15 protein-coding genes are annotated in these 16,670 nt (G+C 63.3%); 12 read left to right on the top strand and 3 right to left on the bottom strand.

Annotation, left to right across the window (positions count from 1 at the left end):
- The first annotated feature begins 29 nt into the window (after window positions 1–29).
- Genes AD663_RS10575 through AD663_RS10540 form a run of 8 tightly spaced genes read left to right on the top strand, consistent with a single transcriptional unit; the run spans window position 30 to window position 9,368 of the window.
- Window positions 30–527 carry an Hcp family type VI secretion system effector gene (locus AD663_RS10575; RefSeq protein ID WP_003180570.1) on the top strand — a complete coding sequence of 166 codons (498 nt, stop codon included), beginning with the start codon at window positions 30–32 and terminating at the stop codon, window positions 525–527.
- 12 nt (window positions 528–539) lie between these two features.
- A complete protein-coding gene (tssE, locus tag AD663_RS10570; protein ID WP_003180568.1) occupies window positions 540–983 on the top strand; it encodes a type VI secretion system baseplate subunit TssE in 444 nt (147 codons plus the stop codon).
- Window positions 967–2,757, top strand: coding sequence for a type VI secretion system baseplate subunit TssF (gene tssF / locus AD663_RS10565; protein ID WP_053213677.1), 1,791 nt, complete (start codon window positions 967–969; stop codon window positions 2,755–2,757). The genes tssE and tssF overlap by 17 nt, the downstream gene beginning before the upstream one ends.
- Entirely contained in the window at window positions 2,721–3,746 is a 1,026-nt protein-coding gene (gene tssG, locus AD663_RS10560; RefSeq protein WP_003180565.1) for a type VI secretion system baseplate subunit TssG, read from the top strand. The genes tssF and tssG overlap by 37 nt, the downstream gene beginning before the upstream one ends.
- A 1-nt stretch (window position 3,747) precedes the next feature.
- Window positions 3,748–6,291, top strand: coding sequence for a type VI secretion system ATPase TssH (gene tssH / locus AD663_RS10555; protein WP_053213676.1), 2,544 nt, complete (start codon window positions 3,748–3,750; stop codon window positions 6,289–6,291).
- A 25-nt stretch (window positions 6,292–6,316) separates the two neighbouring features.
- The gene (locus AD663_RS10550; protein WP_033045978.1) at window positions 6,317–6,790 is read left to right on the top strand and encodes a hypothetical protein; all 474 of its coding nucleotides are present in this window, start codon (window positions 6,317–6,319) and stop codon (window positions 6,788–6,790) included.
- Between the two features lie 12 nt (window positions 6,791–6,802).
- A complete protein-coding gene (gene tssI, locus AD663_RS10545) occupies window positions 6,803–8,812 on the top strand; it encodes a type VI secretion system tip protein TssI/VgrG (protein WP_053213675.1) in 2,010 nt (669 codons plus the stop codon).
- Window positions 8,813–8,825: 13 nt separating this feature from the next.
- Window positions 8,826–9,368, top strand: a complete 543-nt coding sequence (locus AD663_RS10540) for a toxin-antitoxin system YwqK family antitoxin (protein ID WP_003180558.1) — start codon at window positions 8,826–8,828, stop codon at window positions 9,366–9,368.
- A gap of 149 nt (window positions 9,369–9,517) precedes the next feature.
- On the opposite strand, the gene AD663_RS10535 is transcribed toward AD663_RS10540, so the two are convergent.
- Window positions 9,518–9,913: a DUF4280 domain-containing protein gene (locus AD663_RS10535; RefSeq protein WP_039593034.1), complete on the bottom strand. Its 396-nt coding sequence runs from the start codon at window positions 9,911–9,913 to the stop codon at window positions 9,518–9,520.
- Window positions 9,914–10,112: 199 nt separating this feature from the next.
- Between AD663_RS10535 and AD663_RS10530 the strand changes: the two genes are divergently transcribed.
- The 3 genes from AD663_RS10530 to AD663_RS10520 all read left to right on the top strand — a co-directional run bounded on the left by AD663_RS10530 (window position 10,113) and on the right by AD663_RS10520 (window position 13,318).
- Complete coding sequence (locus AD663_RS10530) at window positions 10,113–11,180, top strand: phosphotransferase family protein (protein ID WP_003180555.1); 1,068 nt, start codon at window positions 10,113–10,115, stop codon at window positions 11,178–11,180.
- A 24-nt stretch (window positions 11,181–11,204) separates the two neighbouring features.
- Window positions 11,205–11,972, top strand: coding sequence for an SDR family oxidoreductase (locus AD663_RS10525; RefSeq protein ID WP_003180553.1), 768 nt, complete (start codon window positions 11,205–11,207; stop codon window positions 11,970–11,972).
- A gap of 230 nt (window positions 11,973–12,202) precedes the next feature.
- Window positions 12,203–13,318, top strand: coding sequence for a Gfo/Idh/MocA family protein (locus AD663_RS10520; RefSeq protein WP_053213674.1), 1,116 nt, complete (start codon window positions 12,203–12,205; stop codon window positions 13,316–13,318).
- A 167-nt stretch (window positions 13,319–13,485) separates the two neighbouring features.
- Here AD663_RS10520 and AD663_RS10515 read toward each other — a convergent pair whose 3' ends face one another.
- Together AD663_RS10515 and AD663_RS10510 are read right to left on the bottom strand one after the other, a co-directional pair.
- The gene (locus AD663_RS10515; RefSeq protein ID WP_053213673.1) at window positions 13,486–14,934 is read right to left on the bottom strand and encodes an FAD/NAD(P)-binding protein; all 1,449 of its coding nucleotides are present in this window, start codon (window positions 14,932–14,934) and stop codon (window positions 13,486–13,488) included.
- A 14-nt stretch (window positions 14,935–14,948) separates the two neighbouring features.
- A complete protein-coding gene (locus AD663_RS10510) occupies window positions 14,949–15,512 on the bottom strand; it encodes a helix-turn-helix domain-containing protein (RefSeq protein ID WP_003180545.1) in 564 nt (187 codons plus the stop codon).
- Here AD663_RS10510 and AD663_RS10505 point away from each other — a divergent pair.
- Window positions 15,507–16,529 carry a DMT family transporter gene (locus AD663_RS10505; protein ID WP_033045977.1) on the top strand — a complete coding sequence of 341 codons (1,023 nt, stop codon included), beginning with the start codon at window positions 15,507–15,509 and terminating at the stop codon, window positions 16,527–16,529. The two genes, AD663_RS10510 and AD663_RS10505, sit on opposite strands and share 6 nt — an antisense overlap.
- The last annotated feature ends 141 nt before the right edge of the window (window positions 16,530–16,670 follow it).

Here is a 16,670-nt window from a genome sequence, read left to right as displayed (position 1 = left end):
ACCCCACTCGACTTCAGGAGTTCCACACAATGGATGCAATCATTCTCGACCTCGGCGGCGACATCAAGGGCGACAGCCTGCTGGAGGGGTTCACGGACAAGATCGAGGTCATGTCCTACAGCCACAACGTGGCGATGCAAGTCACCAACGACGTCAGCAACTCGGAGCGCACCTCCGGCCGGCCCCACATCGGTGAGTTCACCCTGACAAAATTCATCGACAGCTCCACCCCTTCGCTCAATGAGTATTGCTGCGCCGGCAAGCCGATCCCGCAGGCCGTCGTCACCATCGGCCGCAACGCCGCCGAGGGCAGTGGCAAACTCATGCCGTTCATCATCTACACCCTGACCAACGTCGTGCTGTCCAACGTCAGCGTCAGCGGCGGTACTGGCGGCAAGCCGGTGGAAACCCTGTCGCTGAACTTCACCAAGATCAAATGGGAGCTCACCGCCCAGAAAGACGACGGCACCAAGGAAGGCACGGCGGGCACGACCTGGGACTTGGCGGCCAACAAAATGACCAAGTGACGGCGCGCGCCCATGGCCGGTTTCGGGCTTCGCCCGCCCCTGTTCGAACGCCTGGCCAGCCCGGCGGACGATACAGGCCGGACGTTCGATCGACAGGCGTTGCAGGACTCGGTCCATGCCGAACTGCAACGCCTGTTCAATACCCGACGCGGCCCACGGGCGCTGACCGAGCCGCCGAGCATCCTGGATTACGGCATCGCCGACTGGACCGCGCTGCAACAGCAGCGCAGCGATGATCGTCGCCAACTGACTCGGGAAATCCGCCAGGCCGTCACCCATTTCGAACCGCGCCTGCAACTCGGCGAGGTGCAGGTCACGCCGGTGCCGGGTCATCCGCAGCAATTGTGCATACGGCTGTCGGGCGAGCTGCGCGGCGACCTGCACTCATGGCCTGTGGCATTTGTCATCGAGCACGCCGGCGACGGCCTTGAGGTACGACATGAGCGACTCGATTGACCCGCAACTGCTCGATTATTACCAGCGTGAACTGACTTGGCTGCGGCACGCCGGTAGCCTGTTCGCCGAACGTTACCCCAAGGTCGCCCGGCGCCTGGAGCTATCCCCCGGCGAATGCCCCGACCCGCACGTCGAGCGCCTGCTGGAAGGCTTCGCGCTGTTGGCCGCGCGCCTGCAACGCAGGCTCGACGACGATTACGCCGAGTTCAGCGACGCCCTGCTCGAACAGCTTTACCCATTGGCCATGCGCCCGCTGCCATCGTGCGCAATCGTGCAGTTCGAACCCGACCCGAGCAAAGGCAACCTCAACGAGGGCTACCCGCTGCCTCGGGACACACCGTTGTTCGTCACCACCGACACGGGCCAGAGCATTCATTTCCGCACCACGGCCGCCGTGCACCTGTGGCCGATTGAAGTCAGCGAAGCGTTGCTGCTGGGCAGTGACGAGGCCCAGGCGCTGACCGGCGTGGTGCAGGCGCGCTCGGCCTTGCGCCTGAACCTGCGCTGCCTGGGGGAAAGCCAATGGTCGACCCTGGGCATCGACCGCCTGCGAGTGCACCTCGCGGCCTCGCCGATGATCAACGCCTGGCTCTACGATTTGCTGGGCGCCCATGCCATCAAAATCCTGGCCGGCCCACCGGGCAGCGTGCCGGAACCACTGGTGGGCTTGCCGCAAATCATCGGCTTCGGCAGTGACGAAGTCTTGTTGCCGGACGAAGATGGCGTGCATCCCGGCATGCGCTTGCTCGCGGAGTACTTTGCCTTTCCCGACAAGTTCGGCTTTTTCGACCTGCCATTGGCCGGAGCCGCCAGCGACAACCCGGCGCTGTACCTGTACATCGTTTTCGACCGGGCGCCCGCCAATCGCTTGCCGCTGCAAGCCAGCGACATCGCCCTGGGCTGCACGCCGGTGATCAATCTTTTTCCCCGGACGTCCGAGCCCCTGCGCCCGGACGGCACCCGTAGCGAATACCGGTTGGTGGCCGACAGTCACCGCGAAAACAGCGTCGAGATCCATAGCATTCGTGGCATGCGTGCGACGTCCAGCCAGGGCGTGCGCAAAGTGCCGGCCTATTACGGCAGCCAGCACGGCAGCGACCAGACCTGTTACTGGCACGCGCGTCGGGTCAGCGGCATGAGCCCCAACCGACTGGGCACCGATCTGATGGTCAGCCTGGTGGATACCCAGTTCGACCCGCTCGCCCAGACCCGTGACTACAGCCTGACCGCGGAACTGTTGTGCACCAATCGCCACCTTGCCCAAAGCCTGCCGGCCGGCACACCGTTGGGCTTCGAGCGTCCGGGGCCGGTGGCCTGGGCCCGTTTGCGCAACCCTCCCAGCCCCCAGAGCCTGCCACGGCTGGACGGGGAGTCGCGCTGGCGCCTGGTGTCGCAGTTGACCCTCAACCACTTGTCGCTGGTCGAAGGTCCCCAGGCACTGGACGCGCTGCGGGAAATCCTCGAACTGCACAACCTGCGCGACGAGGCCAGTGCCCGGCGCCAGATCGAAGGGGTGCTCGGGCTGGGCTGCGATCGGGTCATCGCCCACGTCGGCGAGGATGCCTGGCGCGGTTGGCGCAATGGCTTGGAAGTACGCCTGCAACTGGACCCGCAACACTTCGTCGGCAGCAGCGCCGTGCTGTTCTCCGGGGTGCTGGCGCAGTTCTTTTCCCTCTATGCCACCGCCAATCGCTTCGTGCGCACCGTGCTGGTCCAGTCCGACAAGGAGGTGAAGACATGGCAACCCCAAGCCGGCAAACCCCTGACGCTCTGAACCTGAGCCAACGACTGCGGCGCGACCCGCAACGCTTCGAATGGCTCCAGGCATTGCTGCTGTTGGAGCGCGAACATCCCCAGGCCGAACCCCTGGGCAGCGGCACCGCGCCGCACGCCGAAGCCTTGCGTCTGCGCGGACCGTTGACCCCGTTGTTCGCCGCCAGTGAAATCGAACGCCTGACCCAGGAACCCGGCTCGCCACCGATCCTGACCACGCCGATTTTCGGTCTCGGCGGTCCCGACGGACCGCTGCCCTACGCTTATCAGGAATGGCTGCAACAACGGGCGCGAGCGCGGGATCACGCGCCGGCGGAATTTCTCGACCTGTTCCAACATCGCTTGTTGAGCCTGCTTTACAAAGTGATGCGCAAACATCGCATCGCCCTGGGCTTCACCGCGCCAGGGTCTTCGGCTGTACAGGCGCAACTGCGCGCCCTGACCGGCCTGCTGCCCAAGGCCTTGCAGGAACGCCAGGCCGCACCCGACTCCGCCGTGCTGGCCTGCACCGCGCTGTACGCCGACGGGCGCCGCTCCCTGGCCGGGTTCGCAGCGATAGTCCGCGAACAATTCGGGCTGCCAGTGGCGCTCAACGGCTATGAGGGAAGTTGGCGCGACATCCCGCCCGCCAGCCGCAGTCGCCTGCAACCGGGCGGGCGCAACCTGCGTCTGGGGCGCAGCGCCGTGGCCGGCACCCGAGTCTGGGACGAACATGCCGGTGTGCGCCTGACCCTCGGCCCGCTGAACGCCGGCCAGGCCAGCGGACTGCTGCCCAATGGCGAAACCCACCCGTTGCTCGCCAGCCTGTTCGCCTTGTACTTCGGTCCCGACCTGGACTGCACCCTGGTGCTGTTGATCCGCGGGGCCGGCCCACTGCAACTGGGCCGCCAGGCACCGCCCCGGTTGAACTGGAACGGCGGCCTTCAACGTCAGCCGAACCTGGCCGTGCAACAGATCGTCACCCGCCTGCGTCAGCCGGAGATCACCTGACATGGAACTGGCCAGCCTGATCGGTCGCCTCAACCCGGACAACCGCCGCGCCCTCGAACGGGCCGCACAACGCTGCATGCAGCGCAGCCATCACTACGTGGAAATCGAACACTTGCTGCTGGAACTGATGGACATCGAAGGCGGCGACTTCGCTTGCCTGCTGCCGCGCTTCGGCCTCGAACGTGACGCGGTGACGGCTGAAACCAACAAGGCCCTGGACCTGTTCAAATCCGGCAGCACCCGCACCCCCGCCCTGTCGGCGCAGACCATCGGCCTGCTGGAAGACGCCGTGGTCCAGGCCAGTGTGCTGGGCCTGGACAGCATCCGTTCCGGCTTGCTGCTGCTCGCGCTGCTGGACCGCGATGAACGCCGCAGCTTGCTGCTCAACAGCGCCTCGTCATTGTTGCGCATCCCCCGGGACGCCCTGCGCGCCAATCTTCTGGAGTGGACCGAAAGCTCACGCGAACATGTCGGTGGCAAATGCCCGGCGAAACCCGGTGACGCCCCTCAGAAACAGGACCCGGTACTCGACCAGTACACCCAGGACCTCACCGCCGACGCTCGGGCCGGACGCATCGACCCCATCGTCGGGCGCGACGGCGAGATCCGCCAGTGCATCGATATCCTGCTCAGGCGCCGGCAGAACAACCCGATCCTGGTGGGCGCGCCAGGCGTGGGCAAGACCGCCGTAGTCGAAGGCCTGGCCCTGCGTATCGCTGCGGGAGATGTGCCGCCTTCGTTGCAGGAGGTCACCCTGCGGGTACTCGACCTCGGTTTGTTGCAGGCCGGCGCGGGGGTCAAGGGCGAGTTCGAGCAGCGCCTCAAAGGCGTGATCGACGCGGTGCGCAGCGCCGAAAAACCGATCATCCTGTTCATTGACGAAGCCCACACGCTGATCGGTGCCGGCGGCGCCGAGGGCGGCAGCGACGCAGCCAACCTGCTCAAGCCGGCCCTGGCCCGAGGCGAGCTGCGCACCCTGGCGGCCACCACCTGGCTGGAATACAAAAAATATTTCGAGAAAGACCCGGCCCTGGCCCGACGCTTCCAGCTGGTGCAAGTCGAAGAGCCGGACGAAATCACCGCCGTGGAAATGCTCCGTGGCGTGGCGAGCAAACTGGAACTGCACCATGGCGTGCAGGTGCTGGACGCGGCCATCCACGAAGCGGTGAAGCTGTCCCACCGCTACATTTCCGGTCGACAATTGCCGGACAAAGCCATCAGCGTCCTCGACACCGCCTGCGCCCGGGTCGCCCTTGGCCAGCACGACGTACCGCCGCCCCTGGAAAGCCTGCGTCACCGCCAGAACAGCCTCAAGGACGAAGTCGAACGCCTGCGCCGGGAACAGGCCACCGGACTGGATCACCGCGAGCGCATCACCCTGCTTGAGGACGAATCGACCAGCAACGTGCAGGCCATCCGCGAGCTGGAAACCCGCTGGGGCGAAGAACGCGAAGCAGTGCGCGAACTGCTCGACACCCGGCGCGAGCTGCTGGCCCTGAGCGAACGCGCCGATAGCGAAAAACCCGACACCGACGTCGATAACCGCATCGACCACCTGGCCGCCGAACTGCTACGCCTGGAGGCCGGCCTCGATGCCATTCGCCAGGACGACCCACTGGTGCCGGAACAGGTGGACAGCAAGACCGTCGCCGCCGTGATCGCCGGATGGACCGGCATCCCGGTCGGCAAAATGCTCGCCGACGAAGCCCACGCCGTGCGCACCCTCGGCCAGCGCATGGGCCAGCGGGTCATGGGCCAGGGCACCGCACTCAATACCATTGCCCAACGCCTGCAAGCCTACCGCGCCGGTCTCACCGATCCGCAGAAACCAGTCGGCGTGTTCCTGCTGGTGGGCCCCACCGGGGTCGGCAAGACCGAAACCGCCTACGCCCTGGCCGATGCCTTGTACGGTGGCGAACGCAACCTCATCAGCATCAACCTTTCCGAGTATCAGGAAGCCCACACCGTCAGCCAACTCAAGGGCGCCCCGCCCGGCTACGTAGGTTATGGCAGCGGCGGCGTGCTCACCGAAGCGGTGCGGCGCAAGCCTTATTCGGTGGTGCTGCTCGATGAAATCGAAAAGGCCCACCCGGATGTGCTCGAGGCGTTCTACAACGTCTTCGATAAAGGCTTGATGGAAGACGGCACCGGCCTGGTGGTGGACTTCAAGAACACCGTGATGCTCGCCACCAGCAACGTCGGCGCCGAACTGTTGCTGGATACGCCGGCTGCGCAACTGGGCACCGATGCCTTCAACGAAGCCTTGCACAAGGTGCTGTTGCAAGCGTTCCGCCCGGCGTTTTTGGCACGCATGACGGTGGTGGCGTATCGGCCGCTGGATGAGGCGACGCTGGAAGGGATTGTGCTGGCGAAGCTGGAAAAATTGCGTGGGCGCTACAAGGCCGCGACGGGCAAGCAGTTCGAGTTCGATGCCGGGATCGTCAAGGCCGTACTCGCCAAGTGCAGCGCGGCTGGAGCACGGGATGTCGAGAATGTTTTGATGACGCAGGTGACGGGGAAATTGGCGGAGTGGGTGTTGGAATAACCCTACCAATGACATGAGGTGAAACATGAGATTGGCCAAGAACATGATGCTATACGGAGCTCCGGAGACTCCTTACCTTGAGGTGGAAACCATCAACTGGGTCTATCAGAACGCGCCCTCGGTTCCGCAAAGAAGCCTCAGCGGTCGAGTACTCAATTATTACCGCTGCCCTTACTGCGCAATGGATGCTCGAATACTGACAAACAATGGATCGCTGCATGTCAAAGAGCACACGCAGGTCGATCATAGGACTCCGTTTTCACGCCTTATGAATACCAATAGTTACGATGCTGATGTTGCTGCGCTCATCTCAAACGGCTTTGCCGCATGGGGAGCCACCGCCATAGATTGGAACGACTTGGCCCAACTCCAGCTTATCTATAACGACCTGAATAATCTTTGGATTACTTGCACGAATCATAATCAGGAGAAGCGGGCCCAACCGAACTTTGATCAAAGAATGGTCATGGGGATAGGAAACCTGCTTAACAAGCAGTGACAGAGACGCATAATGGCTAGAAGTATCGACAGCAATGCCACCCTCTCCCTCACCGCCACTGCGCTGTCGGCGTTGTACCCTGAATCACTGTCGGGCGAAGAAAGCCTCAATGCCTTGGGCTCGCACACCCTCAATGGCATCAACGACGGCACTTCACTGACCCTCACCACTGCCGTCGCCAGCCACGTCACCACCACGCTGCACAAGGATGCCCTGCTGCGCCCGCTGGACTGGCTGGTGGCCGAGATCCGCCAACTTCCGGCCGATGCCACCGCCGAGCGTTATCAGCTTTTACTCCGGCCCTGGCTCTGGTGGTTGAGCCTGGCCAGCAACAACCGGGTGTTCCAGAACCTCGCCACGTCGGACATCGTCACGACGATTTTCAAGGCCCACGGTTTCACCGATTTCCAACTCAAGCTCAGCGGCAGCTACACGCCACGGGAGTACTGCGTACAATACGGCGAAACCGACCTGGCCTTCGTCTCGCGCCTGCTGGAAGAGGACGGAATCTTCTGGTTCTTCACCCATGACGAAGGCAAGCACACGCTGGTGCTGGCCGACAGCAACGATGCCTTCGCACCGATTCCCAACGGACCGACCGTGAATTATCTCGGGCAGAAAATGGGCGAACGCGAACTGCACGGCATTCGCACTGGGCAAGTGTGCCTGCAAGCAGTGGCCGGGGTTTACCAGGCGACCGATTATGAATTCACGACCCCGACAACCTCGCTCTTCAGCCAGGCCGAAGCCGTGGCGGGCCCGAATTCGATGTACGAACATCCGGGCGGCTATACCGCCAAGGCCCAGGGCGATGCGTTGACCAAGCAGCGGGTGGACGGCCTGCGCAGCGAGGAGAAACGTTTTGTCGGCGAAAGCGACTGCCGCTGGCTGGTGCCGGGTTATTGGTTCACCCTCGCCGGTCATGAAGACACGACATTGAACATCGATTGGGTCGTGACCTCGGTCCGTCACGAAGCCAGTCACGAAAGCTATCGCAACCGCTTCGAGGCGATTCCCAAGGCCACCGCTTATCGCCCGGCGCGCATCACGCCAAAGCCGCGCATGCACACCCAGACGGCCCAGGTGGTGGGCAAGGCCGGTGAAGAAATCTGGACCGATGAATACGGGCGGATCAAGCTGCAGTTTCCCTGGGACCGCACCGGCAAGAACGACGAAACTTCGTCCTGCTGGGTGCGCGTTGTGTTGCCATGGAGCGGCAAGGGCTTTGGCATGCAGTTCGTGCCGCGCATCGGCCAGGAAGTGATAGTGACCTTCATCGACGGCGATCCGGACCGGCCGCTGGTGACCGGTTGCGTCTACAACGGCGACAACGCCCTACCCTACGCCCTGCCGGCGAACCAGACCCAGTCCGGGATCAAGACCCACTCCTCCAAGGGCGGCGGCGGTTTCAACGAGTTGCGCTTCGAGGACAAGAAGGACGCTGAAGAGGTGTTCCTCCAGGCCCAGAAAGACTTCAATATCAACGTGCTCAACGACACCACTGCCACGGTCGGCCACGATGAAACCCTCACGGTGCAGAACGCCCGCACCCGCACGGTCAAGGACGGCGACGAGACCATCACCCTGGAGAAAGGCAAGCGCAGCGTGACGATCCAGACCGGCAGCGACAGCCTCGATGTGAAAGACACCCGCACCGTCACCGTGGGTTCGGACCAGAACCACAGCACCGGCGGCAATTACACACACAAGGTCACCGGCAACTACGAGCTGACGGTGGATGGCAACCTGACCATCAAGGTCAGTGGCACCCTGACCCTGCAAAGCGGCGGCAGTTTCGCGATCAAGAGCGGTGCCGACCTCGCGGCCCAGGCCAGCACCTCCATCAGCCAGAAAGCCGGCACCGCCCTGAGCAACCAGGCCGGTACATCGCTGGAAAACAAGGCCGGCACCACCCTGACCAACGACGCCGGTATCAGCCTGGTGAACAAGGCCGCCGCCGAGCAAACCGTGGACGGCGGCGGCATGCTGACGATCAAGGGTGGCCTGGTGAAGGTCAACTGACAGGAGCGCGCCGATGGGCTCGAAAAAACTCGATCTGGAACGCGGCGACAGCCAACTGAGCGGGCAACTGGTCGACGGCCATCTGGACGGCCCGTTGCTGATCGAAGAAGCCCAGCGCCCGCAGGCGAAGCTCACTTACAGCCAAGGTGAACTGCAAGGCACCAGCACGTTGTATCACCCAAACGGAAGGGTCTCGGCGCTGTTGCCGTTCGTGCAGGGCAAGTTGCAGGGCGTGGCGAGCTTCTACGCCGCCGAAGGCGGATTGCAGCGCCAGGCGGCCTATCAGCGCGGATTGCTGCACGGTGAGGCGAACAATTTCTTCCCCGACGGGAAACTGGCCGAAGCGGAGTTTTATCGCCACGGCGTGCGTGATGGCCGTTACCGGCGCATGCACCCCAACGGCAACCCCGCCGTCGAGGCCCGCTACCTCAACGGTCAACTGCTGGAGCCGGCCCACGCCTACGCCGAAGACGGCCGGCCGCTGGACGCCGAGGGCAAACCGATCTCCCGGCTGCGCTGGTGGTTCAGACGCTGGAATGATCCGGCGCAGGCATAACGATTGTCTTGCCTCACCCCCGGAACCAGTGTGGGAGCGAGCTTGCTCGCGAAGGTGCCGGCACATCCAACATCACCACCAACTGACCCACCGCTATCGCGAGCAAGCTCGCTCCCACAAGGGGCTGTGCAATGCTGCAAGATTGCCGATCAAGGAATCAACATCTGCACCTGCCCCGGCACGACGATTTTGATCACCCCGGCCCAGGTGCACATCAGGGTGCTGTTGGCGTCGATGGCCGGCATGTTGCCCAGCAACAGGGTTGGTGCGCCGCCGGGGATCCATGGGGTGGCGGTGGCCGGAATGCAGGGCATGGGGGTCAATACGCCCAAGGCCGCCGCCGTTGCTGCGGCCACGGTTGGGTTGGCCAGGCTCTGACACATGCCGAACGTGGTGATGTTCACCAGTGGGATGTGATCCATGATATTTGCCGCCGGCATCCCACCGGTCAGCAGGCGATTGACCGGTAGCACATTGAGCACCGCCGGGGCCGCGCCGAAGCTGCATTGCAACGTTGCGGTGCTACAGACTTGCGGGCATCCCATCGCGGTGGCTCCCTGGAAAGCGACAGACCTCCAAAACCTTAGCTCGCCCACGCCCGACGCGCACGCCGCAATGCATCAAGCCCGCTGATTATCCAGCAACACGCTAACCTATAAGACCCCGGCGTGCTTGTGACGCCTGCCACCCGCCATTAGATTAGCCAATGATCGATGGCCTCCAAAATAAGCAGAAGGGATAAGCATGGCGTTTACTGATCAGTCCACCCGCGTGCGCGACGGTGAAGAACTCGATGCCAACCTGATCGACCCGTACCTCAAGGCCCACATTCCAGGCCTGACCGGCATGCCACGGATCAGCCAGTTCCCCGGGGGCGCGTCGAACCTGACTTACCTGCTGGAATACCCCGGACAGGAATTTGTCCTGCGCCGCCCGCCGTTCGGCCACAAGGCCAAATCCGCCCATGACATGGGCCGCGAATTCCGCATCCTCAACCAATTGCGCGACGGTTTTCCGTACTGCCCGAAAGCCTATGTGCATTGCACCGACGAATCAGTGATGGGCGCCGAGTTCTATGTGATGGAACGGGTCAAGGGCATCATCCTGCGCTCCGACCTGCCACCGGAACTGGGCTTCGACGCCGCCCGCACCGAAGCGCTGTGCAAGAGCTTCATCGACCGGCTCGTCGAACTGCATCGCGTCGATTACAAGGCCTGTGGCCTGGCCGACCTGGGCAAGCCCGAAGGCTACGTGGCCCGGCAGATCCGTGGCTGGAGCGAGCGCTACGAAAAAGCCCTGACGCCCGATGCGCCGCAATGGGAGACGGTCAGGGCCTGGCTCAACGACAAGATGCCCGCCGACCATCCGACCTCGAGCATCGTCCACAACGATTATCGCTTCGACAACGTCATCCTTGACCCGGAGAACCCGATGCAGATCATCGGTGTGCTGGATTGGGAGCTGACCACGATCGGCGATCCATTGATGGATCTGGGCAACAGCCTCGCCTACTGGATCGAAGCCAACGACCCGGCTCCCGTGCAACTGATGCGCCGCCAGCCCAGCCATGCTCCCGGCATGCTGACGCGCCGCGAATTCGTCGACTACTACGCCGAGCGCGCCGGGATCCGCATCGACAACTTCGACTTCTACTACACCTATGGCCTGTTCCGCCTCGCCGGCATCGTCCAGCAGATCTACTACCGCTTCTTCCACGGCCAGACCCAGGACAAACGCTTCGCGCAGTTCGTTCAGATGAACAAATTGCTGGAGCAGATGAGCCTGCAGGTCATCAACAAATCCACGCTCTGAGCGCACCTATAACAAGGAAACAGCATGTCCAAGACCCAGTTGTTCGACCTCGACGGCAAGATCGCTTTCGTTTCCGGTGCCAGCCGCGGCATCGGCGAGGCCATCGCCAAATTGCTGGCCCAGCAAGGCGCCCATGTGATCGTCTCGAGCCGCAAGCTCGACGGTTGCCAGCATGTGGCCGATGCCATCATCGCCGCAGGCGGCAAGGCCACCGCAATCGCCTGCCACATCGGTGAAATGGAGCAGATCAGCCAGGTGTTCGCCGGCATCCGCGAGCAGTTCGGGCGCCTGGACATCCTGGTGAACAACGCCGCCACCAACCCGCAATTCTGCAACGTACTGGACACCGACCTGGGCGCGTTCCAGAAAACCGTGGACGTGAACATCCGCGGCTACTTTTTCATGTCGGTGGAAGCCGGCAAGCTGATGCGCGAGAACGGCGGCGGCAGCATCATCAACGTGGCGTCGATCAACGGCATCTCACCGGGAATCTTCCAGGGCATCTATTCGGTGACCAAGGCTGCGGTGATCAACATGACCAAGGTGTTCGCCAAGGAATGCGCGCAGTTCGGCATCCGTTGCAACGCCTTGTTGCCGGGCCTGACCGATACCAAGTTCGCTTCGGCACTGGTCAAGAACGACGCCATCCTGAAAACCGCTCTGGCACAGATCCCGCTCAAGCGCGTGGCCGACCCGAGTGAAATGGCCGGCGCGGTGCTGTACCTGGCCAGCGATGCGTCGAGCTACACCACGGGTGTGGCGTTGAATGTGGATGGTGGGTTCCTGTCCTGACAGCGAGCGCCATGACAGACCTGTGAAATCTCTTGGGGAGCAGGCTTGCTCGCGAATGCGGTGGACCAGTTGATACAGCTGTGACTGACCCACCACATTCGCGGGCAAGCCCGCTCCCACAGGGATATGTAGTGACGACAAACGTGAATATTTATTCCAATATTTGCAATTAGTGAATATTTATTCCATAAAGAGCCCTTCTGAAAATAAAAATTCAAAGGGCTCTTTTCATGCGCGAACTCGGCATCGGTTTGATTGGCACTGGCTTCATGGGCCGTGCCCATGCCTTGGCGTTCCACAATGCCAAGGCGGTATTCGATCTTCCCCTGAACCTGAAACTGGCAGCCCTGGCCGACGCCGATCCGCAGCGTGCCCGGCAGTGCGCCCAGAGCTGGGGGTTCGAGATGGCCCACGGCGACTGGCAACAGTTGATTGAGGACCCGAAGGTCAACCTGATCGCCATCACCACTCCCAACCACCTGCATTTTCCGATGGCCATGGCGGCGCTGGCGGCGGGCAAGCCGGTCTATTGCGAAAAACCCTTGGCAGTTTCCCTGGAGCAGGCCGAGCAAATGCAACGGGCTGCCAAGGCGGCCGGCGTGGTGACGCGGGTCGGCTACAACTACCAGCACAATCCGATCATTCAATTGGCAAGGGAATTGATCCAGCGTGGGGATCTGGGGCAGATCATCAGCTTCCAGGGTGAATTCAGCGAAGATTTCATGGCCGACCCGACGTCGCCGTGGTCATGGCGTTGCGAAGCGGCCCACGCCGGCGGCGCACTGGCCGACCTGGGCAGCCACTTGTTATCCATGGCCCGGCATCTGTTGGGCGACATCGAGGCGGTGTGCGCCGACAGCCAGACCGTGCACAGCCAACGCCCAGCCAGCGCGGGCAGTAGCGAACAACGGACCATCGCGGTGGATGATCAAGTCCACGCCCTGCTGCGTTTCGCCAATGGCGCCCGGGGCACGGTGACCAGCAGTTGGCTCAAGCACGGCTACAAGAATCACCTGAGCTTCGAAATCAGCGGCACTCTGGGCACGCTGGCATTCGATCAGGAGCGACTCAATGAGCTGCGCCTGTGCCGTGTCGGCCAGGCCGGTTTCCAACGTTTGCTTGCCGGCCCGGACCTGCCGGGCTATGCGGCGTTCAGCCCGGCCGCCGGGCACCAGTTGGGGTACAACGAATTGAAGACACTGGAGGTGCGGGAACTGATCATGGCCCTCGCCGGCGAAGGCGGCAGCGGGACCGACTTCGACGAGGCCTGGGCAGTGGAGCGGCTGGCGGCGGCGATTCGTGTGGCGGCTAGGGAGCAGCGTTGGGTGCAGGTCAGCGAGCTATAACGTTCACTTCAGCGAAGGCTTTTGTGGCGAGGGAGCTTGCTCCCGCTGGGTTGCGCAGCAGCCCTGATAGAGACTGAATGCGATGCCCCTGACACACCCGGGTGAATGGTTTTGGGGCTACTACGTAGCCCAGCGGGAGCAAGCTCCCTCGCCACGGGGGACCGCGTTCAGCCTAAAGCCTGGGTATCCAGCTCAACCAACCGCGCCGCCAGCGCCTTGGCCTGGCTCGCCACGTCGGTCACGGCGGTGCTTTCCCACCACATTCCCCGCAGCGGCGGGCCCATGGCAAACAGGCGCCCGGTCGCCTCCCCTTGGGCACCCAGCACCGTGCCGTCGGGACGGGCGGCAATGCCCAGGGCCAGCGGCCCCGGCTGGATCAGCCCACGGGCCAGCAGTTGCTGCGGCAACGGTCGCGCAACCCGGCGCCAATCATATTCGATGCCGCTGGAGTTGATCAGCGCTGCGCCCTGCACCACGGTCAGTCCGACCTCGCCCCGCCGACGGATGCGAATACCCACTGTGCCCTCGGCGGACGGCGCCAGCCCCTTGAACGACGCCGCCTGGATCCGCAGCCGCCCTTCTTCGTGCAGGCGCGCCACCAGCTCGGCACTCAACGGTGGCGAACGATGGTGATGGCTCTCCCACCATGGCCGTACATGCCGGACGAACTGTCGGCGTTGCACATCGCTGGCCTGGTTCCACAAGCGCCCGATATGGGCGCGTACCGTGTCCAGTGGCGCCTGCCAATCAATGCCCTGGGCCATCGCCTGGCGGCATTGCTCGCGCAGGGCCCGCATCAGTTGCCGAGGTGAACGCAAGCTGTGGTCTTCGGCCAGGAAATCCACCCAGGCGGGTGGCTGGCGGCGCACATGAGGCAGCAGCCCATGGCGGGAAAACACTTCGATCGGCCCGCGATGCCCGGCCCGTTCCAGGGACACGACGGCGTCAACCATGGTCAGCCCGGAGCCGATAATCAGCACCGTCGACTGGGGATCGAGTTGGCGCATCGCAGCCACATCCCAAGGATCCAGCGCGGCGGCATTCAAGCCGCTGGATGCGGTTTGCGGGGTGCGTGCGGCCGGGAACATGCCGGTGGCGAGCACGGCGAAACGTCCACGCAAGGTCTGCCCATCGTTCAAGGTCACCCGTACAGCACCGCCCTCGATCTGCACATCCACGGCTTGCGCACGGACGTGGTCCGCCGTGGAACCGTGCTGCGCACCCTGCGCCCGGGCTTGCGCCAAGCGCTGCTGCACATATAGACCGAAAATCCCCCGGGGTGGGAACAGCTCGCTGACTGGCACATGCTGCTGATCCGACTCAGGCCAGCCACCCGCCTCGATGAACGCGGTGAGCCATTGGGTCAGGTCATCGGCGTTGTCCGGATCGACACTCATGCGCGCCGCGTTACCGTTCAAGGTGTGGCCCAACTCCACGGCGCTGTAGGCCTCTCCCCGGCCCAATTCACTGCGCGGCTCGACGATCAGCACCTCGCGTCGGCCTGGCAGGCGCAAGAGTTGCGCCGCCAGCATGGCACCGCTCAGGCCGCCGCCGATAATCAGGATATCGGCTTCGCGAGTAACGTCGCGGGCCTGTCGATCCAACGCTGTGTCCATACCGCTCTCCAGGATCAAATCACCACGTTGCGTACGAATCTCGCCGCCACCGGCCCATCGTTGCGGTAGGCATGGGGCTGGTTGCTGGCGAACATGAAAAACTCACCGGCGCCGATGCGGCGCTCTTCATTGCCCAACAGTAGCGTCAGGCAACCCTCGAAGACATAAAGCTGTTCGCTCCAGCCGTCAGCATCGGGTTCGCTAGGGTAATGCTCGCCGGGCTCCAGGCGCCATTCCCAAAGTTCGACTTCGCGGTTGGCGGTGGCTTTTGCCAGCAAGACGGCTTTGCTGCCGGCAATGGTGCCCGCCCAGGCCAGCTCGTTGATGCGGCTCGGGTCGCGGGCGTCGGGGGCCTGGATCAAATCGCTGAAGGCCACGTCGAGCGCCTCGGCCACGCGGTCCAGGGTGGTCAGGCTGACGTTCTTTTCGCCGGCCTCGATGGCCACCAGCATCCGCCGGCTGACGCCGGACAGCTGCGCCAGCGCGGTCTGGCTGAGTTGCGCAGCATGCCGCAGGCGACGCACGTTCTGGCTGACGTGTTGGAGGACGGAGGCCCGCTGGCCGTTATCTTTGTGCACTATATTGCTCATCTGCTGGGGTTGCGCATTATACTGCCCAACTTCGGGCGCATTGTGCGTCTGCCTCAAGTAGCGCGCAAGGTCATGGCATCGGTGAATTCTCCTCAAGCTTCCTCCCGTTTCTCCCGGTTCAGCAAGGCCGAGTGCGTGCTGGTGCTGATCACCATGATCTGGGGCGGGACGTTCTTGCTGGTGCAGCACGCGATGACGGTCAGCGGGCCAATGTTTTTCGTCGGCCTGCGTTTTGCCGCCGCCGCGGGGTTCGTGGCGCTGTTCTCCTGGCGTCATTTGCGCGACCTGACCCTGTTCGAGTTCAAGGCCGGCTGCTTCATTGGCGTGGCGATCATGCTCGGCTACGGTTTGCAGACCGTCGGCCTGCAAACCATCCCCAGCAGCCAATCAGCATTTATTACCGCGCTCTACGTGCCGTTCGTGCCGCTGTTGCAGTGGCTGGTACTCGGCCGTCGCCCTGGCTTGATGCCCAGCATCGGCATCATGCTGGCATTCGCCGGCCTGATGCTGGTATCGGGGCCCGCCGGCGCATCGCTGAACTTCAGTCCTGGTGAAATCGCCACGTTGATCAGCGCCATCGCCATCGCCGCCGAAATCATCCTGATCAGCGCCTATGCCGGCCAGGTCGACGTGCGCCGGGTAACCGTGGTGCAACTGGCAAGCACGGCGGTGCTGGCATTGCTGATGGTGGTGCCGACCCAAGAAACGATCCCGGACTTTTCCTGGCTGCTGCTGGTCAGTGCCATAGGCCTGGGAGCGGCCAGTGCCGCGATCCAGGTGGCAATGAACTGGGCCCAGAAAAGTGTCTCGCCCACCCGCGCCACGCTGATCTATGCCGGCGAGCCGGTGTGGGCCGGCATTGCCGGGCGCCTGGCGGGCGAGCGGTTGCCCGCGATTGCGTTGTTCGGCGCGGTGCTGATCGTGGCGGCGGTGATTGTCAGTGAGTTGAAGACGCGCAACAAAGGCGGCGTCGAGGTGGATGAGGTGCTTGAGCGCGAAGGCTGAGCCCGGAAAATCATTGCGATCCGCTCAGTTGAGATGGCGCGAAACAGGAAAACTCCACCTACCCTGTAGGATTCTGCGACATCCTCGCGGTTGGTGATCGGGAATACGCCACGTATGATCCTTGTCATCCCCCGCCGAATA

The organism is Pseudomonas sp. Q12-87 (assembly GCF_001269755.1).
Classification (GTDB): domain Bacteria; phylum Pseudomonadota; class Gammaproteobacteria; order Pseudomonadales; family Pseudomonadaceae; genus Aquipseudomonas; species Aquipseudomonas fluorescens_S.
This window is presented reverse-complemented; position numbering and strand designations above follow the sequence as displayed.